The following is a 23386-nucleotide window of genomic DNA, read 5'->3' on the forward strand; positions in this document are numbered from 1 at the left end:
GGTTTACTCCCAAGAACGAGACGTTGAAGCATAGAGGTCGTCGATGACCTGCTCGCCAAGTGCAAAGCCGGTCGAAGCACCCGTTCCGCCGGTCACCATGACGAGGCGGACATGATCGGCGGGACGCTCGACCAGTACCGTCCGCTCCTTCGAGGAGGCATAGGTGCCGATCCAGCGATTGACGACGGTGCGGCCCGGAAGGTCGAACACGCGATCGAATTCATCGAGGATCAGCCGGTCGAAGCGCTCGCTGGCGAATGGTTGCTGCGCGTTACCATAGACGTGGCTATCGCCAACGACGAGCGAACCGTCGGCCGATTGGACGGCGATCAGATGAACGCCGGCGGCGCGGCTTTCGGCCTCTTCCAAATCGAGCCGGCCTTTGAGCGCTTGCGCCTCCGGCAGGTCGGCAAAGCCTTCGTAACGGGCAAGACTCATATCAGACATGACCGCAGCTCCGAACCGGCTCGGCTGGGCAGGTGCGACGCGCAGCATCTGCAGCGTGCAGATCGTGAGCGGATGCCTGGCGATGACCTCGGGGAAGAGCGTCGAGAAATCGTCGCCGGGGCAGACGACGACGGCTTCCGCCTCGATCGTGCCATGGCTGGTCTCAACCCGCGTGCCATCGATGGCGTGAACAGCCGTGCTCCAACGGAAGTCGACATTGTGTCCCGCCTCGAGCCAGGCGGCGAGCTTCGGCAGTGCCTCGGAGGATTCCACGCGCAGCTCGTGCGGACTGTAAAGAACCGTCTCGACGCCATCGAGACGCAGGCTCGGCACAAGATCGCCAGCCTCTGCTTTCGTTATCAGGCGGCACTTTTCGCCCATCGGCGTCTTCACGAACGCATCCACCACGACGGCTGCCTCGGAACGTCGCGCGGGCATGACCAGACCGCGATGGATGAGCGGAATACCAGCCTCATCGGCGATTTCCGCCCAGATATCGCGGGTGCGCATGGCCCGTTCCCAATGGGCGCCCGCCTTTTGTCCGGTGATGGTGACGAAGCCGAAATTGCGGATGGATGCACCGACAGCCTTGGCATTGCGCTCGATGACGACGACGTTCTTGCCTTGGCGCACAGCAGCCAGCGCAACGCCGATGCCGACAATGCCCGCACCGACAACCGCAAGATCATACCTATTCGCCATCACTTCACCCTTTCCTCGGCCAGCATCGAACCATGGCCGTCAGTCTATAGGGCAAAGACTAGCAAAACGATATTACAGAATTATAAATTATCAGAAATTATATGATTTACATATAATTTGGACTCACGTCGAAGGCAGCCCGCCATCGACTTCGCGCGCATGCTCTTTCGCCACGTCGAAAAAGGCCTGGATGGCGGCGTGGTCGCGGCATTCCGGCAAAGTGACGAGGTAGTGACCGATCGCCAGCTCCGGTTCGACCAAGGGTACCACCTCGATATGATCGTCGGGCGGCACTTCACCCTCGATGGAGATTGCGAGCCCTATGCCAGCGGCGGCGGCGGCATAGGCAACGTCGAGCGTCGCGACTTCGAGCACCGGCTTCAGCCGCACGCCCTGCTTTGAGGCAGCATCCTCGAGAAGCGTGCGAGTGCCGGACGCCTTGTTCCAGAGCACCATGTCGCGACCGTCGAGATCGGCAAGCGTCAGTCGACCCTTCGCCAGCATCGGATCGCCCTTGCGGCCATAGATCGCCACGCGGGATTCATGCAGCCGCAGCGAGGAGAAGCGATTGTCCGGCGCGACCTGCGAGACGGCCGCGACATCGAGTTCGCCACGCAGCACGGCATCGGCCAGATCAAGCGAAGGCCCACCGCGCGTCGTCAGACGCAGGGAGGGATATTCGCGAACGAAAGCCGTCAGGATCGGCATGATCAGGCGGTGCGCGCTAAAGCCGATCGAGATCGTGCCGGTATTCAGCGACGTCGTGTCGGTGATTGCGCGATCGACCTCGCCCAGGCATTTCAGCGTGATCCGGATCTTGGCGATCAGATCGACTGCCGACGGCGCGATGCTGACATTGTGACCATCGCGGATGAAGACGCGGGTGCGGCAAAGCTCCTCAAACGACTGGATCTGCGTCGAAACCGAGGGCTGGCTGATGCCAAGGTCCTCGGCCGCGCGGGAGAACTTTCCCGTACGCGCCAATGCTTCGACGGCTTTCATTTGCGCAAGCGTAACAGACGGCATTCCGGACAGCCCCACCTTCAGAAATCGCATAGCTACCCGTTTCAATAAGTCGCGTATCCCGGTGACGCAACCGGCTTTCGGCCGGATGCGCCCCGAGACATGACATCAACGCAGGACGGACCGGTTGGAAAGCCGCGACAGGCCCCAGAGCACGATCAAGGTCGCCACACCCAGGATCATCGTCAGCGTTGCGGCATCGAAGATGGCGCCGCGGTCGGAGAGCGCGAAAATATTGACCGGCAAGGTAACCCAGCCCGGCGGATAGACCATGACGGTCGCCCCCAGTTCACCCATCGACATTGCGAAGCTGAGGCTGAAGGCTGCGACCAGATAGGGCATCAGCAGCGGCAACGTAACGCGGCGCAGCCGATAGAACGGACGCGCACCGAGGCTCTCGGCGATCTGCTCGCATTCGACCGGCAGACGCGCCAGGCCGGCCGAGACATTGCCGTAGGTGAAGGCCGAGATCAGCACGAAATGCGCGATCAGCACGATCGTTCGCGTGCCATTCAGGAGCAGCGGCGGCTGACTGAAGGCGACCAGCAGGCCCAAGCCGATAGAGACGGATGGGACGGCGCTCGGTACGAAGAAGATCAGATCGAGCGCACGCTTGCGCAATGGCTTCATCTTGCGAAGAGCCAGAGCCGCCCAGGTGCCGCTGACGAGTGCCGCGACGCTTGCGATCGCTCCGGTGATGATGCTTGCCTTCAGGCTGTCGAAGGAGTCGCTGCGAAAGGCGTTGGCATAATGCACCAGCGTCAGCTTGCTCGGCAGTATGTCATTCCACTGCCCGCTGATGCTGGCAAGCGCAATGACGGTGATCGGCAGGCCATAGACGACGGCGAAGAGTGGCACGACGAATGCCCAGACCAGAAGCCGACCGGACTTAGACCATATCAGCACGATTGCCTCCGAAATGAGCGATGACAGCCCGATAGAGGCTATAAAGACCGAGCGACAGCACAACGTTGACGACGGCAATGACGCAGGCCGTGGTGTAATCGAACTCCTGGATCGCCTTTGCGTAGATGAGCACAGGCAGCGTAATGACGCCCTTGGCGCCGATGAAGAGTACGATGCCGAACTCGTTGACCGTCAAGAGCAAGCAGAGGCTGCCGCCGGCGATCAAAGCCGGCATTGCCGCAGGAAGGATGACCTGCCGCACGATGCGCCAGGGCTTGGCACCGAGGCTGCTCGCGACCTCGATCTGCGCCTGGTCGATCTGCGAGAAGGTGGCAAGCAGCGGCCGCATGACGAAAGGGGTATAAACGGTCGTTTCCGCCAGGATCACACCCCACTGCGAATAGAGAAAGTCGACAGGTGGCAAATCAACCTGCATCAGCCGCATCAGGCCTTCATTGAGAAGGCCGGCCGAGCCGTAAATGAAAGTGAAGGCGAGCGTCACCAGAAAGGTCGGCAGCGCGATGAAAGTATCGATCAACCGCCCGCAGAACTTCGCGCCGGGAAAAGGCACGAAAGCGATGACAAGCGAGAAGATGAAGCCGAGCACGATGCATCCCGCCGTCGAACCGAGCGCAATGACGATCGTGTGCTGCAACCCGTCATGAAATTCGCGGGACGACAACACCTCCTCGAATGCTGCAAACGACAGAGTGCCGGGATCACCCAGCGACTGCCTGATAATGAGCCCCAGCGGGTAGAAGAACAAGATCGCCAGGATGAGAAGCGGCGGCACGCTCCAGAGGCGGTCCCAGCCTGGACGGTGCGCAATCGATCCGGCAGCGATATCAGCCATGACGGCCATCCTCCGGCACGAGGGTGACGTCGGCGGGATTGAAATGAACCGTCAGCATCGCGCCGGGAACAGGCGGCACGCTCATCGGCGCCGAGGACATGCGGACTTCCTGCCCGGCAATATCGAGGGTGACATTGTGGGTATCGCCCTGCCATTGCACGCTGCGCACGACGCCGGTCAGGCGGTTGCTGTCGCCCTGCGGTGCATCGAGGCGGAAATCATGCGGCCTGGCGCAAAGCAGGCAATCGCTGCCCGCGGATAGACGATGATGGTTACGGGCAACCAATACCTGATCGCCGAACCTCACCTGAGCCCGTTGGTCGTCGAGCGGCTGCACGCCCTTGACTTCGAGAAGATTGGCCCGGCCGAGAAATTCCGCCGAGAAGCGGTTCGGCGGATAGCGAAACAGCGACTGAGCATCACCGAAAGCCCGAAGCTTTCCGTCGCGCATGATGCCGATATGATTGGCAAGCGTCAGCGCTTCCGACTGGTCGTGCGTGACATAGAGCACGGTAAGCGACGGCAGCTCGCGATGCAGCCTTGCGAGCTCATCGACCATCGAGCGGCGGATCTGCGCATCGAGCGCCGACAACGGCTCGTCGAGCAATAGCACCTGCGGACGGATGGCGATGGCGCGGGCAATGGCGACGCGTTGCTGCTGGCCGCCGGAAAGCTCGCGCGGATAGCGCTTGGCATAGGCCGCCATGCCGACCATGGCCAGAGCTTCCGGGACGCGCACCCGAATGATCTCCTCCGGTGTGTGGCGAGCCCGCAGCCCGAAGGCAACATTTTCTTCCACCCGCATATGCGGAAAGAGCGCGTAGTTCTGCACCACCATGCCGATATCGCGGTCATAGGGCGCGAGATTGGTGACATCGCGGTCGCCGATCATGATGCGGCCGCCCGACGGACGGACGAAACCCGCCACGGCGCGCAGCGCCGTCGTCTTTCCCGAGCCGGACGGGCCGATCAGGGCGACGATCTCGCCCGGATTGACGGTCAGGTTCAGCGAGTCGAGAACGGTGAGGCCGTTATAGGCAACGGACACATTCTCGAAGGCGATCCGCTTGGCTGATGCGGCCGACGTTTCCGTCGGCCGCCCGCTCTCGGATGGCTTGGTGTTCGCCATCGCCATCAGTTGCTCGCGATCGCCTTGCCGTAGGCGTCGACATCCTGCTTGAGGTCAGCGAGCACCTTGTTCCAGTCCGGCGTCCAGATTTCGATGCCGTCCATGATGGCATGCAGCTTCTTGAAGTTTTCATCCGTCGGATGGATGTCGGTGCGAACAGGCAAACCCTGTGCAACGGCGCTGACATCCTTCTGCGCATCTTCGCTCAGCAGGAAGTCGATCAGCTTCTTGCCGTTTTCCGAATGCGGCGCAGCAGATACGAGAGCGACGTAATAGGGCAGCGAGAAGGCGGTCTTCTTGCCATCCGGACCGGCCGGGAAGAAGATCTTGATGTTCGGATTGTCGGCCTGCTGCGCCAGGTTCATTTGCAGGTCGCCGTTGGCGACGTAGAGTTCGCCCTTGTTGACGAGCGCGGTAAGCTTGCCGGTGGAAGCGGACGGGCCGAGATTGTTGACCTGCAGCTTCTTCAGGTAATCGAGGCCGGCAACCTTGCCGCCGAAGGCGTGGAATGCCTGCAGCATCAGGGCGGTGCCGTCACCGGCCTGGCCGGGCGTGGAATACTGGATCTTCTGCTTGAACTTGGAATCGAGCAGATCCTGATAGGTCGCAGGCGCCGTCTTCAGAACCGAGCCGTTGTAGATGAAGTTCGGATAGTTGTTGATCATGGCGACGTAGAACCCCTTCGGATCCTTGTCGCGTGTTTCGATCTTGTCGGCGCCCTTCGGCGCATAGGTTTCGAGCAGACCTTCGCTTGCAGCCTTCTGCACGAAGGGTGGCAGGGTGACGAGAACGTCGGCCTGGGTGTTGGACTTTTCCTTCGACAGACGGTCAACGACGCCGCTCGAACCAGCCTCGACATACTGAACCTTGATGCCGGTCGCCTTGGTGAAGGCGTCGAATTCGTTTCCGTACCAGCTCGGCGTGCCGTCATGCAGGCCGTCGGCGCTGTAGATGGTGACGACATTGTCGGCGGCCATGGCCGGCAGGGCGACGGAGGCCAGCAGGCCTGCAAGCGCAAAAATGGATTTCGTTTTCATGATCTTTCCTTTGCTCAATGACTTGACCCCAGCCAGCATTCGGAGACGGGCTAACGTTAGACGGCGCGAGCAAATTCATAGTTAAAAACTATTTCATTTATATGACAATAGTTTTTGTCTATAATTTTGATAAGGGAACAGAACTTTCTTGATCGATGCGATCAAGACCAGCTTTGGATGATTTATTGATGTGAACCGGCCAATGATCACGGCGCCCCGGCTCCGCAAAAATACGAGAGCTGACGGGAACATAAAGGCCAGTAGCGCAGGCGACGATGGCCTAACCGCTTATGGATCTTCGACAGAAATCGGTCACAGCCGCAACGAGTTTGCGCCGATCGACATCAGGCCCATCGGCCAGACAGTCATCCACCGCGCTGTGCATGGAATTGAACAGCATGACGGCTGTGAGCCGGGCATCGACAAAGACGAACGCGCCGGCGGCATGACCTTCGATGAGGAAGGACGTCAGGCGGCTGACAAGGGGATTGGCCCGCTTCATGTCCCGCTTCGTCGGCTGAAACTCATGAAACACCAGATCGTGGAGCGCGACCTCGTCTAGATAGCCAAGCACGCAGGCCTCCATCAAAACGTCGAGCCGCCGCACCCAACTGTCAGAGGCAGACGCTCTGGCGATGGCATCGATCCTTTCGCAAAAGAGCTCGATGAAACGCGCTTGCAGGGCTTTAAGGACATCGTCCTTGGTCTGAAAATAAAGGTAGAAAGTACCCTTGGCGACGTCCGCGGCATCGACGATCTCCGCAACACTGGTCGCGGCAAACCCCTTCTCCAGAAACAGTCGCTGTGCGGCGTCCATCAATTCCTCACGCCGAATTTCCGGCGGCTTGGTGCGCGGACGCGGACGATCTGTAACGGTCACGGGTTCTCCTCGCTGTTCATAGGCTGTCGATGATGATACCCGCTGGAGAAAGAGCGGATGCGCACAACCACCCCACCGCAAGCGAGCCCCTTTCAAAGACTTCTAACGGCATATCGAGCGGAAGACGAGCAAGACTTCGCCGAGCGTCATTGACCGTCGATGCCGGAGCGACGACTGCGACCCCGAGAAGGGATCGGCAAAATGTCTCGCGAACGACATCCAGTCGCCGCGCCAGCATGGGTAGCACAGCTACATCGCTTTGAAACGCGAATCCGCAAGCCGCGACCAGGAGGAGAGCAAAAGGTTGTTCGCGTCTCAGCCAGGACTCGACCATATCGAGGCCTGCACGCACGCCGTCCGCATCAAGCGGCGTTTCCGCGACCAGTATCGCGAGCGGCCAATGCGTCTCATCACCCTCGGGCACCCTCGACATATGCGCGCTCATGACAGCCCGCGCAAAGCGGCCAAACCTCGCAACGCCCTTCCGACATCCAGCGGTCTTCCTTGCGTTGCCGAAAGGGAAGCAAGCCACATCGCGGCTTCATTGACATCATCGAACATCTGCGCGGGAACTCCGAACAACTTTTCGGCATTCATGCGATTCATGTCTTCAAGAGCCTCCGACGGCACGACGGTCGCCATGCCGATGACGAACTGCCTGACGCGCTCGCCATTGGCCTGAAGCCAGACCTTTGCATCTTTCGCACCACCCTCCGGCCGTTTGAGCGCCTCGGCGTCCGTGAAGACACGCAATGTCGAAAAGGATTCGCCGCGATCGAGCCAGGCGTTCCAATCCGAGAAGAAGGCGAGCTGCTCGTCGAGCGACATCGTGCCGCGCGCGGCGGAAAGCACGAGCGGCCAATGGCTGAGATCGTGACGGATCATGACTGGATATCCCCCGATGCGGCAAGACGGAAGCAGGCGTCGCTCTGCGTTGAGGCTCCCAACCTCTCAATACGAACGATCATCCGGATGCCTCTCAAAACTTGACAATAATGCCCACATATATGACTGACCGTCGGTCATTTGTAAAGGGAGTCCGTTCTTTGAGCCTGATATTGTGGGGCTTGCACCCTGCCCGGCCGCCTTAAAGCCGGCGTGAGCGCCCCATGCGGATTTGGCAGATGTGGTGGAGATTTCGATCGCCTGGCTGGATTAAGCCATCTATCCGGATGCAGATTTCGCATACAACATGCCAGCGTCGGCATGATCTTGAGAGGAGCACCGGGCGCATAGCGGAACGCTATATGGCGCGTATAGACACACAGCGAGGGGTCTTCGACCCATATCCTCCGCGTGTATTCCAAGACGCACCAACACAACCCTTAAATGATTGGCAGTGACTATGTTTTCGACAATTTTAAAAAACCAATCACGCCCTCGAAAACTTGGCTTATGAATAATTATGAGTGCGGCCGGAGCGCCAGGATAGTCTTCAAACTTTGAAAGACATCCAAAACGCGCTGCTCACGGCTCAAGCACCACTTTCACTTCGGATTCTATGGTGAGACTATGTTGACAGGATCACGCCAATCTCATTGCTTGTCTGAGATAGCTCAGGCAAATGACATCGATGAATTGCGCCAGTTCTTATTCAAGTTCTGTTCTTTATACGGCCTGGCAAACGCAGTCTTTCATGTGACGCAAATCGCCGCCCTGTCGCAGCAAAACCCACTTCTCCTGCTGACCTACCCGCCAGAATGGGTGGAGACATATATCACGCACGATTATTTCTCGATCGACCCCGTCGTTCAGGCTGGGCGCAACGGATTTCTGCCCTTCGACTGGTCTACTCTCGATCTGAAGTCGCCGCAAAGCATCTCCTTTTTTCGCGAAGCTGAAGCCTTTGACGTCGGACGCTACGGTTTGACGCTGGTCGTTCGAGGGCCTCACGGCGAACGGTCGCTTTTTACGGTTACCTCAAATCAGAAAAGCGGCGACTGGGAGCAATTGCGAAACAGCATAATAGGCGATCTGCAGGTGATCGCCTATTATCTGCATGAGCAGTCATTGATCGTGTCCGGCCTGCGAGAACAAAGCGTCGCTCGCAGGCTTTCGAAGCGGGAGACCGAGTGCCTCGAACTGCTGGCGCACGGCCTGCTTCCGAAGCAGATCACATCTATTCTTGGAATCTCCGAGAGCGCCGTGCGCCTGTATCTCAGCTCCGGCCGCCGCAAACTTCATGTCAGCACCACAAATCAGGCGATTGCGAAAGCAATCTCGCTCGAGCTCATCAAAAGCTGAACTGAATATTGCCAGGCGACGAGGATGCGAATTGCAAGGTGGGGGTCCTGTCATCCTTGCCTCGCATCGTCTTCAGCCGCTGCTCAAGCCGCTGATCGGACTCCTCGTTTACCTCCCAAAGACCAACATAAAGGTTGCCGATCTCCGGCCGAGAGCGGGCAAGCGGCGTCGGCGACCATCCGATCTTCCGGTAAACCCCGATCATCGATGCATCATAAACACCCATGATGTGCTCGATGCCCGATTTCAAGCTCAGGCGGCAAAGACCGGAAAGCAGCTCGACAGCGGCTGTTTGCGACGACGCGCGCCCAGCCTCGACCGAAGGGTGCACGCAAAACCGGGTGCACTCCCAGATAGACGGGCTGCAGATATCGAGATCCTCGTTGAAAAAATGCTGGAACTCGCTCGAAAGCATCGTCTCGCTCGTTGTCGGCAACAGCCGCAGCGAGCCCGTAAGCTCATCGTCCTCTTCCTTCACAGCCAGGTAAATGGGATCATGTTCGTCGTCGAAGCGGTCGATCTCCAAACCACCCTCAACGTTGACATCCCATCCCATTCGATCACGGAAGACGAGCGCGCGAGCGCGAAACATCTGAGTGAAATACGAGGACGCCGCATTGCGGTCTCGTCGTGTCAGTATCTGTAGCATTTGCTTCTCCAAATTTTGCCTTAACAAAACACCTTGGAGCCAGGCTTCAATATATCGATTCCGCCAGATTGCGCGGCCGCGAGTACCCTTTAGAATCGAAGGGTACGGAGCAAAGCAAAGATTCAATCGCTCCCGTGGCCTCTCTTGTCGACATGCAGGGACTTGCGGACACTCGGTGCGCTAACGCCTTTCAAGCGAGCTGAAGCTGCCATCTTCCGCCGCACGACGCAGGGCCTTGTGTGGCGGTTCGGCAAGACCGGAGGCGGAAAGCCGATCCAGCGCCGCAACGATTTCGGCAAGACCGCGAGTTTGCGCATAATGCATCGGCCCGCCGCGCCAGCGCGGGAAGCCATAACCATGGATCTTGACGAGATCGATATCGGCGGCGCGGGCCGCAATGCCCTCGTCGAGGATCAGCGCCGCCTCGTTCACTATCGGCAGGACGATGGCGTCGGCCATCGCCGCCTCGTCCCAGGCCTTTTGCGACCGTCCTGCGGCTTCTTCCGCTATGATGGCGTTAACGGTATCCGATGGCCGCGATGCGCGCTCACCGGGCTGGTAATCGTACCAACCTCCGCTCGATTTCTGGCCGAAGCGCCCCATAGCGCAGAGACGGTCGGCGACCGGGGCGAAAGACGCTTCGCCGCGTTCGCGCGCGGCCTTACGCTGGAAGGCTGCAATATCGAGCCCACCAAAATCCTGCGCCTCGAAAAGCCCCATCGGCAAGCCGAATGCGCGCATGGCCGCATCGACGGCAAGAGGTGTGGCGCCGGAAAGAAGCAGGCGCTCCGCCTGCATCCGCGCCACTTTCAGGATGCGGTTGCCGATGAATCCGTCGCAAATGCCGGCACGGACCGGAATTTTTCCGAGCAGGCGGGCAAGTGCAAAGCCGGTCGCCAGGACATCCGTGGCCGTCTTCCCGGTCGGCACGATCTCCAGAAGCTTCATGACATGGGCGGGACTGAAAAAATGCAGCCCCAGGAAACGCTCCGGCTGCACAAGTCCTGCACTGATCTCTTCCGGATCAAGATAGGACGTGTTGGTGGCAAGCACCGTATCGGCTCGACAAACCTTAGCCAATCGGCCGAAGACGGTGCGCTTCACAGCGAGATCCTCGAAAACCGCCTCGATGACGAGATCGGTACCGGCGAGTTGACCATAATCGTCTGTGCCGAGGATGCCAGCCACCCGCACTGCCGCAGTCTCGGGCGACATGCGGCCCCGCCTTACGGAACCGTCGAACATCTGCTTGATATTGGCAAGGCCCCGGTCGATCGCAGCTTGGTCGCGCTCGACCAGAACGACCGGCAGGCCAGCATCCCTGAGGGCGGCAGCGATGCCCGCTCCCATGGTGCCGCCTCCAATGACGGCCGCGGAGCGAATATCACGTGGCGTCACGCCAGCAACCTCGGATGGGCGGGGCGCCGCCCGCTCGGCGAAGAAAACATGACGCAAGGCCGCCGCTTGCGCAGAGCCACGAAGCTCCAGAAACGTCTCTCGCTCGAAGGCCGTCGCCGTCGCAAAATCTGCCTCGCTTGCCTTGCGGATACAAGCAAGCGCACGAAGCGGGGCAATCTCCCGTTTCGCCTTGGCGGCAACCGCCTTTTCTATGCGCTCCCAGAAACCATCCTCGACTGCGGAAACGCTGCGCTCGGAGATTGGTTGTAGCTTGGGCCTGCCCGCCACTTCGCGCGCGAACGCAACGGCGGCAGACAACAATTCCTCTTCGGCGATCATATCGACGAGACCGAGTGCCAGCGCCTTTCGTGCATCGACGGGATTGCCGCTCGTCACCAGATCGAGGGCGGCTGCGGCACCGATCAGCCTCGGCAGGCGGACCGTGCCGCCGGCACCCGGGATGATACCGAGCTTCACCTCCGGCAGGCCGAGACTTGCCGAGGCGACGGCGACGCGATAGGCGCAGCCGAGTGCCACTTCGAGGCCGCCGCCAAGCGCATTGCCATGGATCGCCGCCACCCAGGGCTTTCTTGAATCCTCGATCGCCGCGACGACATCGGGAAGATGCGGTGGGATCGGCGGCTTGTCGAATTCGCTGACGTCGGCCCCGGCAATGAAGGTGCGGCCGGCGCAGACGAGAACGGCGGCGCTTACGGTCGCATCCGCATGGATTGTCGAAACCGCTTCGACCAGTGCCAGGCGCAATCCGTGCGACAACGCATTGACGGGCGGATTGTCGACGGTGACGACGGCGATTGCGCCTTCATGCGTGATGGTGACGGTCATGATCTTCCTCCCGATCGTTGCTTTTATAATTGACTGACCGGTCGGTTTATGCAAGGGTTTTGTCGTCGCCGCTGGAAGGGCGACGGGGAGGAAACATGCCCGAATCCGACACCATTCTGTCGGCGCTTGCCGATGGCGTCTTGAGCCTTACGCTTAACCGACCCGACAAACTCAATTCCTTCAACGAGGAAATGCATCTTGCGCTGCGCTCCGGCTTCGAGCGTGCGCACAAGGATGCTGACGTGCGCGCGGTTCTCCTGACGGGAGCGGGTCGTGGCTTCTCGGCTGGCCAGGATCTCGGCGATCGCGATCCGCGCAAGGGCACGCCCGATCTCGGTCAGACGATCGAAACCTTCTATAATCCCCTGCTCCGCCTCATCCGCAGCTTGGAAAAGCCCATTATCTGCGCAGTCAATGGCGTGGCGGCCGGCGCCGGCGCCAATATCGCCTTTGCCTGCGACATCACCCTTGCCGCCCGTTCCGCCCGTTTCATACAAGCCTTTGCAAAAATCGGCCTCGTGCCGGACTCCGGCGGCACGTGGAACCTGCCACGGTTGATCGGCGAAGCCCGCGCCAAGGCGCTGGCGCTGACGGCCGAGCCTCTGGACGCGGAAACGGCAGCCAGTTGGGGCCTGATCTGGCGCGCGGTGGACGACGACAAGCTGATGGATGAAGCAAAAGCGCTTGCCATCAGGCTCGCCGCCGGTCCGACCAAGGGCCTCGGCCTGACGAAGCGCGCCATTCAGGCGGCAGCGACAAATTCGCTCGACGAGCAGCTCGATCTCGAGCGCGACCTTCAGCGCGAGGCCGGCCGCAGCGCCGATTACGCCGAAGGTGTCACGGCCTTCCTCGAAAAGCACAAGCCGGAGTTCAAGGGCCGATGAGCACAGTTCAAAGCCTTTCCCCACAGGCGCTCGCGGAAGCCTGCGCCAGAGCCATGTGGGACGAAGACAATGCCAGCCGCCATCTCGGCATGGAGTTGCTTTCCGTAGCATCCGGGGAGGCTACGCTCTCGATGGCGATCACCGAGGCGATGACGAATGGTCATGGCACCTGTCACGGTGGCTACATCTTCACACTTGCCGACTCGGCATTCGCATTCGCCTGCAATAGCTACAACCAGCGCACCGTCGCCCAGCACTGTTCGGTGACCTACATCGCGCCGGCATTCAAGGGCGACCGGCTGACGGCGACGGCACGGGAGGTATCGCGCAGAGGACGTGGCGGCATCTACGACATTGCGATCACCAATCAGGAGGGCGAGCAGATCGCGGAATTCCGCGGCCACTCGCGAATGGTCAAGGGCACGTTTCTGCCGGAATAGGGTTCACGCCGGCAACGCCCAGCATTTCTGGAGGAGACATTCATGGAAAACCTTTCCCCGCGCGCCGGCGAGCTGGAAGCGATCGAGGTAACCTCGCGCGACGAGATTTCCGTGCTGCAGCTCGAGCGGATGAAATGGTCGCTGACCCACGCCTACGAGAATTCGCCCTTTTACCGGCAGCGCTTTGACGAAGCTGGCGTACATCCTTCCGATCTGAAGACCCTATCGGATCTGGCCAAATTCCCCTTCACCACAAAGAAGGATCTCCGCGACACCTATCCCTTCGGCATGTTTGCCGTGCCGCGCGAGAAGCTTGCCCGCATCCACGCGTCCTCCGGCACGACAGGCAAGCCGACCGTCGTCGGTTATACCGCCAGGGACGTCGACACCTGGGCGACCGTCGTTGCCCGTTCGATCCGCGCCGCCGGCGGCCGCGCCGGCGATCTGGTGCATGTCGCCTATGGCTATGGCTTGTTCACCGGCGGCCTCGGCGCGCATTATGGCGCGGAAAAGCTCGGCTGTACGGTCGTACCGATCTCCGGCGGCATGACGGAACGGCAAGTGACGCTGATGCAGGATTTCAAGCCGCGCATCATCATGGTGACGCCCTCCTATATGCTGTCGATCCTCGACGAATTCCGCCGCCAGGGTCTCGACCCGCGAGAAAGCTCGCTTGCCGTCGGCATCTTCGGCGCCGAGCCATGGACCAATGCCATGCGCGAGGAAATCGAACACGCCTTCGACATGCACGCCGTCGATATCTATGGCCTGTCTGAAGTCATAGGCCCAGGCGTTGCCAGCGAATGCGTCGAGAGCAAGGATGGGCTGCACATATGGGAAGATCATTTCTATCCGGAGATCATCGATCCCGCCACCGGCACGGTCTTGCCGGATGGCGAACTCGGCGAACTGGTGTTCACCACGCTCACCAAGGAAGGGCTTCCGATCATTCGCTACCGCACGCGCGACCTGACGCGGCTGCTGCCCGGCACAGCACGCTCGATGCGCCGTATGGAAAAGGTGACGGGGCGCTCCGACGACATGATGATCCTGCGTGGGGTCAATGTCTTCCCGACACAGATCGAGGAACAGATACTCAAATGTCGCGGGCTTGCGCCACACTTCCAGATCGAGCTGACGCGCTCCGGCCGCATGGACAACATGACCGTTCATGTGGAGTGCACGCTAGACGCGGCGGACGAAATCGCGCGCGGCGTTTCGGCAAAGGAACTTACCCATCACATCAAGAGCGTGGTGGGTGTCTCGACGAAAATCACCGTGCATTCGCCGGGTGGCGTCGCCCGCTCCGAAGGCAAGGCGAAACGCGTCGTCGATAATCGTCCGAAGGAATGATAGGCATCCAGCGGGATAGCCTGACAAGGATTTGACTGTATATAGGGAAGGTCGGCCGCACCAAGCGACCATGACCAGCAGGGAATAAGCAGAGCAGGATCACATGGCACGCACGCGCGCAGTTGATTTCGAGGAAAAGCAGCGTGGCATCTTGGCTAGCGCTGCGGCGGTCTTTGCCGAGGTCGGCATGGAGAAGGCATCCATGTCGATGATCGCCTCGCACAGCAATGTCTCGAAGGCCCTGCTCTATCACTACTATCCCGGCAAGGACGCGCTGATCTTCGACATCGTGCAAACACACCTGACGGAGCTGGAAGGCGCAATCGAAGCAGCAGACCGTTTGGATATCACACCGCAGGAGCGGCTGCGCCTGCTCGTGAAAGCCGTGTTGAAAAACTATGAAGGCGCCGACAACGAGCACAAGGTTCAGCTCAACGGCACACATGCTCTATCGCAGGAGCAGCTATCGGAATTGCGGACGATCGAGCGGCGCATCGTCAAGCGCTTCTCCGGTGTCATCGAAGACCTTAACCCGGACCTCAACAAGAACAGGCCATTGCTGATGCCGGTCACCATGTCGCTCTTCGGCATGATGAACTGGGTCTATATGTGGTTCAGGCCCAATGGCCCGATCACCCGCGACGAATATGCTGATATTGCCACAACCCTCATCCTTGAAGGGGTCAAGGCCGTCCGTTGAAGCCAGTCAATCGCCGAGCTTCATCCTTTCGAGAATGAGGGGATCATATTCCGGTGCGCGAATACGACGGCGATCGGGCTCAAGCACCGTCAGCGGCTCGACGGCCACCAGCTTCTCCTTCGCCTCCAGCGCCAACCGTTGATAGATGGCGGTGCCCTGGCGCTTCCAGGCAATCTCGTCTGCCGTAAGCTCGCGCACGACACGCGCCGGCGCGCCAACAGCAAGGCTGTTAGCCGGGATTTCAGCGCCGGCCTTGACGAAGGCCATGGCGGCCACGATGGCATTTTCGCCGATGACGGCCTCATCCATGATGACGGCATTCATGCCGACCATGGCATTGGCGCCGATCTTGCAGCCATGCAGCACCGCGCCGTGACCGATATGCCCCGCCTCGCCAATCACAACTTCCAGATTCGGGAAGCTGTGTACGACGCAGGTCTCCTGCACGTTCGAGCCGCGCTCCAGTACGATGCGCCCGAAATCGCCGCGTAGCACGGCACCCGGCCCGACATAGCAGGCGGGACCGATGATGACATCGCCGATGACGGTTGCGGCCGGATGCACAAAGGCCGCCACATCGATGACCGGTACCACGCCATCATAGGAATAGATCTGCGCCATTCAGTCGCCCCCCAAACCTTCCACGTCGCGCCCGGTCTCCGCCACGGATTCTAGCCGCTGCGCGAATTCGCGGCGCAAGGTGCGGCGGAGCAGAGCGGCTTTGTGGCGGCGGATATCGACCGGCGTTGCCGGCACCAGTTCCGGCACGCGAACCGGGCGGCCGGCTTCATCTACCGCGACCATGGTAAAATAACAGGAATTGGTGTGGCGGCGCTGACCGGACCGGATGTTCTCCGCCTCGACCCGGATGCCGACTTCCATGGAGGTGCGGCCGGTATCGTTGATCGAGGCGCGGAAGGTAACGAGTTCGCCGACATTGATCGGCTCCTTGAACAGCACCTGATCGACCGACAGCGTCACGGCATATTGCTTGGAATAACGCGACGCACAGGAGAAGGCGACGCGGTCGAGCAGATTCAGAAGGGCGCCGCCATGCACCTTGCCGCTGAAATTCGCCATATCGGGCGTCATCAGCACGGTCATTTCCAGGCGATGCGGGTCTTGCTCGATCGTCGTCATGCACTCACTCTCTCGTTTTCGCCACCATCGTCAGAACATCATATTGTGCGACGACGGCATCCAGCTGGTTGGTTACCTTGCAATCCCAGCGCACCTCGCCATGCTCGGCATTGATGCGGGGATTGATCTCCTTGCAGGTCAACTGCACCTTAAGCGTATCACCCGGATTGACCGGTGTCAGGAAGCGCAGATTGTCGACACCGTAATTTGCAAGAACAGGGCCTGGAGCCGGATCGACGAAGAGGCCGGCGGCGAAAGAGACGATGAGATAGCCGTGCGCCACGCGGCCTTCGAAGAATGGATTAGCCTTGGCGGCCTCCTCGTCCATATGGGCGTAGAACGTGTCGCCGGTGAAATGGGCGAAATGCTCGATATCGTCGAGCGTCACCGTGCGCGTGGCGGTGACGAGCTGGTCGCCGACCCTTAGCTCGGCAAGCGATTTGCGGAACGGATGCTCGCTGCCGGTTTGGACATCCGCACCGTTCACCCAGCGTCCCGTCACGGCGGAAAGTAGACGCGGCGTACCCTGCACCGCAGTCCGCTGCATATAGTGCTTCACGCCGCGAATGCCGCCGAGCTCCTCGCCACCACCCGCGCGACCGGGACCGCCGTGAACAAGCCCCGGCAAGGGTGACCCATGACCGGTGGAGCTTTTGGCGCTGACGCGGTTGCCGATCATCACACGGCCATGGAACGGTGCGAGACCGAGAACGACCTCCTCGGCAAAATGGGGATCATTGGTGAAGACGGAGGCAACAAGGCTGCCCTTGCCACGGCGAGCCAGATCGACGGCCTCCTCTGCCGTGTCATAGGGCATGACGGTGCTGACCGGACCAAAGGCCTCGACATCGTGAATGGCACGGGCAGAGCCCGGCTTGTCGCAATAAAGCAGAACCGGATTGAGGAAGGCGCCGGCGCTTGCATCGCCGGACATGACGCGCGGATTATCGGGATCGCCACCGACGATCTCGGCCTCTGTGGCAAGGTCCCGAATGCGCGCGCGCACTTCTTCGCGCTGGTCGAGGCTCGCGAGCGGCCCCATACGAACCGTCTCATCGGCCGCATTACCAATTGCGGTCTTGCCGAGACGATCGTTCAAGGCCGCAATGAGCGCTTCGCTATAGGAGCGGGGGGCAATGACGCGGCGGATGGCCGTGCATTTCTGCCCAGCCTTGACCGTCATCTCGCGCGCGACCTCCTTGACGAAGAGATCGAACTCCTCCGTGCCGGGGGCGGCATCGAGGCCGAGAACGGCCGCATTGAGGCTGTCGGCCTCCATGGTGAAGCGCACGGAATTCGCGATGATTGCCCTATGTGTCTTCAGACGCTGGCCGGTTGCGGCAGATCCGGTAAAGGTCACCACATCCTGACCTTCGACATGGTCGAGGAGATCGCCGACCGAGCCGCAGACGAGCTGCAGCGCACCCTCCGGCAACAGGCCGGCTTCGATGATCCGGCGGACCATGAGTTCGGTGAGATAAGCCGTCTGGCTCGCCGGCTTGACGATGGCCGGAACACCGGCCAGCAGGGTCGGCGCGACCTTTTCCAGCATGCCCCAGCAGGGAAAGTTGAAGGCGTTGATGTGAACGGCAACGCCCTGCAGCGGGCTCAATATATGCTGCGCGGAAAAGCTTTGATCCTTGGAAAGCTGCTCCACATCGCCATCGAGCAGCACACGCGCATTCGGCAGCTCGCGCCGGCCTTTCGAGGCATAGGAAAGCAGAGTTCCGATCCCGCCTTCAATATCGACCCAGCTGTCCGCGCGCGTGGCGCCTGTTGCCGTCGAAAGCGCGTAGAACTCTTCCTTCCTGTCGAGCAGCGCCTGCCCGAGCGCCTTCAGCATCGCGGCGCGCTCGTGGAAGGACATGCGTCGCAGCGCCGGGCCGCCCTTGTCGCGGCCATAAGCCAAGGTCTGCTGGAAATCGATGCCAGAGGAATCGATTGATGCGACGGGCGCGCCGGTCGAAGCGTCGAGCAGCGGCACGCCTTCCTTGGTACCGGCAGCCCAAGTACCTCCGACATAGCTTTCAAGCCGGCGCGGCCGGTTTGCCATGATGTTCATCCGAATTTCCTTCCTTCATCTTTTCCCAGCGATCTCGAACGGAAACCTGCCGGAGACATTTCCTGGGATCGCTTAAGTCAATCCAAGCGCAGACAGCTGCGCATCGACATCAGCCTGCCATTCCGCAAGCAAGGTCTCGTTGGGCGTATGGCGCAGGCCGAAACGCGACAATGTTTCGAAGCGGGCCGAGCCTGCATGGCCGAAGCTCGCGGCGACGCGGGGATACCAATAAGCAACCGATGCCCGCGCCCTCGCCCGCCTCTCGTCATCGGCGACGATGCAGGCAAGGCCGGTCACGCCAAGCTCAGCATGCCGCTTCTCGCGCAGCAGGATGGCGCGGAAGGTTTCGGCAAGCGGCTGATAGGAGACGCGCGTGAGCTCCTTCAGCTGTACGACGCTGGCGGCACCCATCAGCACGTTCATGACGACCGCATCCACCCAACCTTCGAGCGGATAATGAAAAACGGAAAGCCGCATGTCGCCGCCCTGCCTGACGGCGCCGATATCGGCATCGCGGGAAAGCCGCGCCGCCCAGGGGTGATGCGCGGCATAGCGCCCGCCATCGACGCCGAAAGTCTCCATGATCTTCAGAACTTGACCGGCATGGTCGGTCTTTTCCAGCACGATGCGTGCCGCTGAAATACGCTCCTGAATGCCGGGAGCATCGTTGATGATATCGGCAAAGCCGGCAGAACCAGCCAGTTCGCTATCGACGAAGCTCGCCATCAGCCGCAGCAGCTCGCCGCGATAGCGGGGAGGCACATTGTCGGGCGAGGAGAGCACGCCGCCCTCCTCCAGATATTGCTCGATCGGCATCGTCTCGGACATATTGTTCCTCCCTTCGATGCGACCTACTGGTCGTAGCTGACGACGATGCGGTCTGTGAGCGGGTGGCACTGGCAGGTCAGCACATAGCCCTGGCGCACCTCGTAATCCTCGAGCGCGTGGTTGACGTCCATCTCGACCTCGCCTTCCAGAAGCTTGGCGCGGCAGGTGGAGCAGACCCCGGCCTTGCAGGCGTAGGGCACGTCCATCGCATTCTGGAGAGCGGCATCGAGAAGGCACTGGCCATGCTTGGAAAATGTGAAGGTGCGTGTCGTACCATCGAGTGTAACGGTCGCCTCGCAGCTCGCGGCATGATCGGCACCGGCCACCATCTCCACCTTGCGGCGGGCGCGGCCCGGTTGTGAAGAGGCAAACAGCTCGAACTTGATCTGGTCGTCGCGCATGCCGTGCTCGCGCAAAGCCGCGGCGATCGCCAGCATCATCGGCTCCGGACCGCAGATGAAGGCTGTCGCGACCGATGTCAGATCGATCCAGCTCTTGAAGAGAGCCTTGCATTTTTCCGCGTCGATCCGCCCTGTGAAAAGATCGATGTCCTGCGCCTCGCTCTCCAGAACGTGGATCACTGAGAGGCGACCGAGATAGAGGTTCTTCAGGTCCTCCAGCTCCTCACGGAACATGATCGAGCTGATCTGCCTGTTGGCGTAGACGAGGGTGAAGGCGGAGCGTGGCTCGCGCGCCAGCACCGTCTTGATGATCGAGAGAACCGGCGTAATGCCGCTGCCGCCGGCAAAGCCGAGATAATGCCTTGCGACGTCAGGCTCGATCGCGGTGAAGAAGGCGCCCATCGGCGGCATGGCTTCCAGCGTGTCGCCGGCTTTCAGATTTTCATTGATCCAGGTGGAGAAGCAGCCGCCATCGACGCGCTTGATGCCAACCTTCAGCACGCCTTCATCCTTGCCCGCGCAGATCGAGTAGGAGCGGCGCAATTCCTCGTCATCGAACTTGCGGCGGAAGGTGAGGTACTGGCCCTGCGTGAAATCGAAGACGGCCCGATCCTCCTCAGATGGCGCAAGCGTAACGACGACCGCATCGCGCGTCTCGCGGCGAACATCGGTGACTGTCAGGGGATGGAAACGTGCCATGGATGCGGGTCTCGTCCTGTTGGGGTCAAATGCACTTGAAATAATCAAAGGGTTCCAGACAGTCGGTGCAGCGATAGCTCGCCTTGCACGGCGTCGAACCGAACTGACTGATCTTTTCCGTATTGGCCGATCCGCAACGCGGACAGGCGATGGCAAGATTGGAACGGCCGGCAAGCCGGTCGATACGCTTCATCAAGATACCGTCGGCAGCCGTGCCGTCGATTGGCGGGGCAATGCCATAGGCACGCAGCTTCTCGCGGCCCTCGGCACTGATCCAATCCGTCGTCCAGGCCGGCGACAGCCGGCGCTCGAGACGCACACGGTCGAGGCCTTTTTCGGCCAGCGCCCGCTCGATATCGAGATTGATCACCGTCGTCGCGGGACAGCCCGAATAGGTCGGCGTCACCGTCACCACAAGCGTATCCTCCTGCCAGCCGACATCGCGGATGATGCCGAGATCGGTCAGCGAAATCACGGGGATTTCCGGGTCCGGCACCTCGGACAGCCAGTGCCAGACCTCATCGACCGAAGGATGAAGGGCGGTCGCCATGTCAGCCTCCTACCAGGTCGCGCCCGGATAGGCGCGCTGCAGGAATTGCAGTTCGGCAAGGATGTAGCCGAGATGCTCGGTGTGAACGCCACGCCGGCCGCCCTTGTGCATGTAGCCGTCTGCTGGTTGCTTCAACGTCGCTTCCGCGAGTGTTTCGGAGACGATTTCGTCCCAACCAGATTTAAGGCTCTGTGGCTCCGGGATCACTCCGGCCTGCGCCAAAGCCTCATCGGCGGAGTCAGCGACGAACATTTCGCCCGTGAAGGCCCAGAGATCGTCGAGCGCCTCCTGCATGCGGCGATGGCTTTCGGCTGTACCGTCGCCGAGGCGAATGATCAGGTCGCGGCTGCGATCGAGGTGATAGGAGACTTCCTTGAAAGCCTTTTCAGAAATCTCGGCGATGCGCCGATCGGTTGAGCCTTTCAACGCCTTCAGCAAGAGATAATGCCATGCATCAAAGAGAAATTGCCGCATCAGCGTCTTGCCGAAATCGCCGTTCGGGCGTTCCACGAGCAGGATGTTGCGGAACTCGTAACCGTCGCGCAGATAAGTGAGATTATCGGCCGAGCGGCCCTTTCCTTCCACCTCGCCCGCCAGACCGAGCCAGAGCTGCGTCTGGCCGATAAGGTCGAGCGCCGTGTTGGCAAGCGCGATGTCCTCCTCCAGCGCCGGCCCGCGGCCGCACCATTCGGAAACGCGATGGCCGAGGATCAACGCGTTGTCACCAATGCGCAGGAGGAATTCGACGAGAGCGGCCCGGTCGACCGCCGGCTCAAGGGTAGCGGCCGCCATCACATGTGCCCCACTTCATCCGGAATGTCGAAGAAGGTCGGGTGGCGATAGACCTTTGAATTGGATGGATCGAAGAGCGGGCCTTTTTCCGAGGGGGCGCTGGCGGTGATCTCGGAAGACCGCACCACCCAGATGCTGACACCCTCATTGCGGCGGGTATACACATCGCGCGCATTGTTGATGGCCATCTCAGCATCTGGCGCGTGCAGGCTGCCGACATGGCGATGGTTGAGGCCATGCTGACCACGGATGAAGACTTCCCAAAGCGGCCATTCGCTGGACATGTTTCTCACTCCCTGACTATTCGGGCCGTCTTATTCGGCGGCAATCTTTGCGGCAGCGCGGCGCTCGGCCGCTTTCTCGGCATGGGCGGTCAGGCCGTCGCGGAACCACGCGCCATCGTCCCATGCCTGCTTGCGGGCATTGAGCCGCTCCGCATTGCAGGGGCCGTTGCCAGCGATCACGTTGAAGAATTCTTCCCAGTCTGGCTCGCCGAAATCATAGCCACCCTTTTCCTCGTTCCATTTCAGGTCGGGATCGGGAACGGTCAGGCCGAGATATTCGGCCTGCGGCACGGTCTGGTCGACGAATTTCTGCCGCAGCTCGTCGTTGGAATTCTGCTTGATCTTCCAGGCCATCGATTGGGCCGAATGCACGGAGGCGTCGTCCGAAGGGCCGAACATCATCAGCGACGGCCACCACCAGCGGTTCAGCGCATCCTGCACCATGGCCTTCTGCGCCGGTATGCCCTTCACCATCTTCATCAGGACATCGAAACCCTGGCGCTGATGGAAGCTCTCTTCCTTGCAGATACGGACCATCGCCCGCGAATACGGGCCGTAGGAACAGCGCTGCAAGGGAACCTGGTTCATGATCGCAGCCCCATCGACCAGCCAGCCGATGGCGCCGATATCGGCCCAGGTCAGCGTCGGGTAGTTGAAGATCGAGGAATATTTGGCCTTGCCGGAATGCAGCTGTTCATACATCTCGTCGCGGCTGATGCCGAGCGTCTCGGCGGCACAGTAGAGATAGAGGCCGTGGCCGGCTTCGTCCTGCACTTTGGCAAGCAGGATCGCCTTGCGTTCCAGCGTCGGGGCGCGCGTAATCCAGTTGCCCTCCGGGAGCTGACCGACGATTTCGGAATGGGCATGCTGGCTGATCTGGCGGATCAATGTCTTGCGATAGCCTTCCGGCATCCATTCCTTCGGCTCGATCTTCTGGCCGGCGTCGACGCGCTCCTGAAAGGCGCGTTCCTGCGGCTCCATCTCGTCAAGGGAACGGATGCGGGTGCCGTCGGTTTTCACCATCTGCACATACATTGATCTTTCCTCCGTCTACGCGCGTCCGACGCGCCCGAGAAGATCGCAAGCCTGCGGTCGCCTCGAAGCGTATCGGCAAGGCCGTCGCTTCACGGCATCATCAG

25 protein-coding genes are annotated in these 23386 nt (G+C 60.7%); 5 read left to right on the plus strand and 20 right to left on the minus strand.

Annotation, left to right across the window (positions count from 1 at the left end):
- Nucleotides 1-3: 3 nt before the first annotated feature.
- The 9 genes from ABOK31_RS21590 to ABOK31_RS21630 form a co-directional block, all read right to left on the minus strand.
- Nucleotides 4-1149 carry a TIGR03364 family FAD-dependent oxidoreductase gene (locus ABOK31_RS21590; protein WP_349960688.1) on the minus strand — a complete coding sequence of 382 codons (1146 nt, stop codon included), beginning with the start codon at nt 1147-1149 and terminating at the stop codon, nt 4-6.
- Between the two features lie 123 nt (nt 1150-1272).
- Entirely contained in the window at nt 1273-2175 is a 903-nt protein-coding gene (locus tag ABOK31_RS21595) for a LysR family transcriptional regulator (RefSeq protein WP_174181426.1), read from the minus strand.
- Between the two features lie 105 nt (nt 2176-2280).
- The gene (locus tag ABOK31_RS21600; protein WP_349960690.1) at nt 2281-3078 is read right to left on the minus strand and encodes an ABC transporter permease subunit; all 798 of its coding nucleotides are present in this window, start codon (nt 3076-3078) and stop codon (nt 2281-2283) included.
- Entirely contained in the window at nt 3062-3931 is an 870-nt protein-coding gene (locus ABOK31_RS21605; protein ID WP_350019298.1) for a 2-aminoethylphosphonate ABC transporter permease subunit, read from the minus strand. Before ABOK31_RS21605 ends, ABOK31_RS21600 begins: the two co-directional genes overlap by 17 nt.
- A complete protein-coding gene (locus tag ABOK31_RS21610) occupies nt 3924-5066 on the minus strand; it encodes an ABC transporter ATP-binding protein (protein ID WP_349960693.1) in 1143 nt (380 codons plus the stop codon). The genes ABOK31_RS21605 and ABOK31_RS21610 overlap by 8 nt, the downstream gene beginning before the upstream one ends.
- Nucleotides 5066-6097, minus strand: coding sequence for a 2-aminoethylphosphonate ABC transporter substrate-binding protein (locus ABOK31_RS21615; protein WP_350019299.1), 1032 nt, complete (start codon nt 6095-6097; stop codon nt 5066-5068). Before ABOK31_RS21615 ends, ABOK31_RS21610 begins: the two co-directional genes overlap by 1 nt.
- Before the next feature lie 280 nt (nt 6098-6377).
- Nucleotides 6378-6977 (minus strand): TetR/AcrR family transcriptional regulator, encoded by a 600-nt coding sequence (locus ABOK31_RS21620; RefSeq protein ID WP_349960695.1) that lies wholly within the window; start codon nt 6975-6977, stop codon nt 6378-6380.
- Nucleotides 6978-6993: 16 nt separating this feature from the next.
- The gene (locus ABOK31_RS21625; protein ID WP_349960697.1) at nt 6994-7422 is read right to left on the minus strand and encodes a hypothetical protein; all 429 of its coding nucleotides are present in this window, start codon (nt 7420-7422) and stop codon (nt 6994-6996) included.
- A complete protein-coding gene (locus ABOK31_RS21630) occupies nt 7419-7862 on the minus strand; it encodes a hypothetical protein (protein ID WP_349960698.1) in 444 nt (147 codons plus the stop codon). Before ABOK31_RS21630 ends, ABOK31_RS21625 begins: the two co-directional genes overlap by 4 nt.
- A gap of 627 nt (nt 7863-8489) precedes the next feature.
- On the opposite strand from ABOK31_RS21630, the gene ABOK31_RS21635 reads away from it, so the two are divergent.
- Nucleotides 8490-9221 carry a LuxR family transcriptional regulator gene (locus tag ABOK31_RS21635; protein ID WP_174181437.1) on the plus strand — a complete coding sequence of 244 codons (732 nt, stop codon included), beginning with the start codon at nt 8490-8492 and terminating at the stop codon, nt 9219-9221.
- Here the strand turns inward: ABOK31_RS21635 and ABOK31_RS21640 are convergent.
- Nucleotides 9211-9996, minus strand: coding sequence for an acyl-homoserine-lactone synthase (locus tag ABOK31_RS21640; RefSeq protein WP_349960701.1), 786 nt, complete (start codon nt 9994-9996; stop codon nt 9211-9213). The genes ABOK31_RS21635 and ABOK31_RS21640 overlap by 11 nt on opposite strands.
- Nucleotides 9997-10050: 54 nt before the next feature.
- Nucleotides 10051-12114 (minus strand): 3-hydroxyacyl-CoA dehydrogenase NAD-binding domain-containing protein, encoded by a 2064-nt coding sequence (locus ABOK31_RS21645; RefSeq protein WP_349960704.1) that lies wholly within the window; start codon nt 12112-12114, stop codon nt 10051-10053.
- Between the two features lie 95 nt (nt 12115-12209).
- Here ABOK31_RS21645 and paaG point away from each other — a divergent pair, with 95 nt between their 5' ends.
- The 4 genes from paaG (at nt 12210) to ABOK31_RS21665 (ending at nt 15491) form a co-directional block, all read left to right on the plus strand.
- Nucleotides 12210-12998: a 2-(1,2-epoxy-1,2-dihydrophenyl)acetyl-CoA isomerase PaaG gene (paaG, locus tag ABOK31_RS21650; RefSeq protein WP_349960707.1), complete on the plus strand. Its 789-nt coding sequence runs from the start codon at nt 12210-12212 to the stop codon at nt 12996-12998.
- Nucleotides 12995-13438, plus strand: coding sequence for a hydroxyphenylacetyl-CoA thioesterase PaaI (paaI, locus tag ABOK31_RS21655; RefSeq protein WP_349960710.1), 444 nt, complete (start codon nt 12995-12997; stop codon nt 13436-13438). The genes paaG and paaI overlap by 4 nt, the downstream gene beginning before the upstream one ends.
- Before the next feature lie 42 nt (nt 13439-13480).
- Nucleotides 13481-14791 (plus strand): phenylacetate--CoA ligase PaaK, encoded by a 1311-nt coding sequence (gene paaK / locus ABOK31_RS21660; protein ID WP_349960712.1) that lies wholly within the window; start codon nt 13481-13483, stop codon nt 14789-14791.
- 103 nt (nt 14792-14894) lie between these two features.
- Nucleotides 14895-15491 (plus strand): TetR/AcrR family transcriptional regulator, encoded by a 597-nt coding sequence (locus tag ABOK31_RS21665; protein WP_349960715.1) that lies wholly within the window; start codon nt 14895-14897, stop codon nt 15489-15491.
- 6 nt (nt 15492-15497) lie between these two features.
- On the opposite strand, the gene ABOK31_RS21670 is transcribed toward ABOK31_RS21665, so the two are convergent.
- The 9 genes from ABOK31_RS21670 to paaA all read right to left on the minus strand — a co-directional run bounded on the left by ABOK31_RS21670 (nt 15498) and on the right by paaA (nt 23282).
- Complete coding sequence (locus ABOK31_RS21670; RefSeq protein ID WP_349960717.1) at nt 15498-16112, minus strand: phenylacetic acid degradation protein PaaY; 615 nt, start codon at nt 16110-16112, stop codon at nt 15498-15500.
- The gene (locus ABOK31_RS21675) at nt 16113-16631 is read right to left on the minus strand and encodes an acyl-CoA thioesterase (protein ID WP_349960719.1); all 519 of its coding nucleotides are present in this window, start codon (nt 16629-16631) and stop codon (nt 16113-16115) included. It lies immediately after the preceding gene.
- 4 nt (nt 16632-16635) lie between these two features.
- Nucleotides 16636-18693 (minus strand): phenylacetic acid degradation bifunctional protein PaaZ, encoded by a 2058-nt coding sequence (gene paaZ, locus ABOK31_RS21680; protein ID WP_349960721.1) that lies wholly within the window; start codon nt 18691-18693, stop codon nt 16636-16638.
- A 72-nt stretch (nt 18694-18765) separates the two neighbouring features.
- The gene (locus ABOK31_RS21685) at nt 18766-19521 is read right to left on the minus strand and encodes a Phenylacetic acid catabolic protein (protein WP_349960723.1); all 756 of its coding nucleotides are present in this window, start codon (nt 19519-19521) and stop codon (nt 18766-18768) included.
- 23 nt (nt 19522-19544) lie between these two features.
- Nucleotides 19545-20621 (minus strand): 1,2-phenylacetyl-CoA epoxidase subunit PaaE, encoded by a 1077-nt coding sequence (gene paaE / locus ABOK31_RS21690; RefSeq protein ID WP_349960725.1) that lies wholly within the window; start codon nt 20619-20621, stop codon nt 19545-19547.
- A 25-nt stretch (nt 20622-20646) separates the two neighbouring features.
- On the minus strand, nt 20647-21171 hold the full coding sequence (paaD, locus tag ABOK31_RS21695) for a 1,2-phenylacetyl-CoA epoxidase subunit PaaD (protein ID WP_174181461.1): 525 nt from the start codon (nt 21169-21171) through the stop codon (nt 20647-20649).
- Nucleotides 21172-21180: 9 nt separating this feature from the next.
- Nucleotides 21181-21963, minus strand: a complete 783-nt coding sequence (gene paaC, locus ABOK31_RS21700; RefSeq protein ID WP_349960729.1) for a 1,2-phenylacetyl-CoA epoxidase subunit PaaC — start codon at nt 21961-21963, stop codon at nt 21181-21183.
- On the minus strand, nt 21963-22247 hold the full coding sequence (gene paaB / locus ABOK31_RS21705; protein ID WP_069061017.1) for a 1,2-phenylacetyl-CoA epoxidase subunit PaaB: 285 nt from the start codon (nt 22245-22247) through the stop codon (nt 21963-21965). Before paaB ends, paaC begins: the two co-directional genes overlap by 1 nt.
- Nucleotides 22248-22277: 30 nt before the next feature.
- Nucleotides 22278-23282: a 1,2-phenylacetyl-CoA epoxidase subunit PaaA gene (paaA, locus tag ABOK31_RS21710; protein WP_349960732.1), complete on the minus strand. Its 1005-nt coding sequence runs from the start codon at nt 23280-23282 to the stop codon at nt 22278-22280.
- Nucleotides 23283-23386: the final 104 nt, after the last annotated feature.

The organism is Rhizobium sp. ZPR4, assembly GCF_040215725.1.
Classification (GTDB): Bacteria; Pseudomonadota; Alphaproteobacteria; order Rhizobiales; family Rhizobiaceae; genus Rhizobium; species Rhizobium rhizogenes_D.

Excerpts from the sequence above, each read along its gene's own strand:
- ABOK31_RS21645 (WP_349960704.1), bottom strand. The coding sequence starts at position 12,114 with ATGACCGTCACCATCACGCATGAAGGCGCAATCGCCGTCGTCACCGTC.
- paaI (WP_349960710.1), top strand. The coding sequence starts at position 12,995 with ATGAGCACAGTTCAAAGCCTTTCCCCACAGGCGCTCGCGGAAGCCTGC.
- paaZ (WP_349960721.1), bottom strand. The coding sequence starts at position 18,693 with ATGAACATCATGGCAAACCGGCCGCGCCGGCTTGAAAGCTATGTCGGA.
- ABOK31_RS21670 (WP_349960717.1), bottom strand. The coding sequence starts at position 16,112 with ATGGCGCAGATCTATTCCTATGATGGCGTGGTACCGGTCATCGATGTG.
- ABOK31_RS21665 (WP_349960715.1), top strand. The coding sequence starts at position 14,895 with ATGGCACGCACGCGCGCAGTTGATTTCGAGGAAAAGCAGCGTGGCATC.
- paaD (WP_174181461.1), bottom strand. The coding sequence starts at position 21,171 with ATGGCGACCGCCCTTCATCCTTCGGTCGATGAGGTCTGGCACTGGCTG.
- ABOK31_RS21605 (WP_350019298.1), bottom strand. The coding sequence starts at position 3,931 with ATGGCTGATATCGCTGCCGGATCGATTGCGCACCGTCCAGGCTGGGAC.
- ABOK31_RS21685 (WP_349960723.1), bottom strand. The coding sequence starts at position 19,521 with ATGTCCGAGACGATGCCGATCGAGCAATATCTGGAGGAGGGCGGCGTG.
- paaC (WP_349960729.1), bottom strand. The coding sequence starts at position 21,963 with ATGGCGGCCGCTACCCTTGAGCCGGCGGTCGACCGGGCCGCTCTCGTC.
- ABOK31_RS21590 (WP_349960688.1), bottom strand. The coding sequence starts at position 1,149 with ATGGCGAATAGGTATGATCTTGCGGTTGTCGGTGCGGGCATTGTCGGC.
- paaB (WP_069061017.1), bottom strand. The coding sequence starts at position 22,247 with ATGTCCAGCGAATGGCCGCTTTGGGAAGTCTTCATCCGTGGTCAGCAT.
- paaK (WP_349960712.1), top strand. The coding sequence starts at position 13,481 with ATGGAAAACCTTTCCCCGCGCGCCGGCGAGCTGGAAGCGATCGAGGTA.
- ABOK31_RS21595 (WP_174181426.1), bottom strand. The coding sequence starts at position 2,175 with ATGCCGTCTGTTACGCTTGCGCAAATGAAAGCCGTCGAAGCATTGGCG.
- ABOK31_RS21615 (WP_350019299.1), bottom strand. The coding sequence starts at position 6,097 with ATGAAAACGAAATCCATTTTTGCGCTTGCAGGCCTGCTGGCCTCCGTC.
- ABOK31_RS21625 (WP_349960697.1), bottom strand. The coding sequence starts at position 7,422 with ATGAGCGCGCATATGTCGAGGGTGCCCGAGGGTGATGAGACGCATTGG.
- paaA (WP_349960732.1), bottom strand. The coding sequence starts at position 23,282 with ATGTATGTGCAGATGGTGAAAACCGACGGCACCCGCATCCGTTCCCTT.
- ABOK31_RS21635 (WP_174181437.1), top strand. The coding sequence starts at position 8,490 with ATGTTGACAGGATCACGCCAATCTCATTGCTTGTCTGAGATAGCTCAG.
- ABOK31_RS21630 (WP_349960698.1), bottom strand. The coding sequence starts at position 7,862 with ATGATCCGTCACGATCTCAGCCATTGGCCGCTCGTGCTTTCCGCCGCG.
- paaG (WP_349960707.1), top strand. The coding sequence starts at position 12,210 with ATGCCCGAATCCGACACCATTCTGTCGGCGCTTGCCGATGGCGTCTTG.
- paaE (WP_349960725.1), bottom strand. The coding sequence starts at position 20,621 with ATGGCACGTTTCCATCCCCTGACAGTCACCGATGTTCGCCGCGAGACG.
- ABOK31_RS21675 (WP_349960719.1), bottom strand. The coding sequence starts at position 16,631 with ATGACGACGATCGAGCAAGACCCGCATCGCCTGGAAATGACCGTGCTG.
- ABOK31_RS21610 (WP_349960693.1), bottom strand. The coding sequence starts at position 5,066 with ATGGCGATGGCGAACACCAAGCCATCCGAGAGCGGGCGGCCGACGGAA.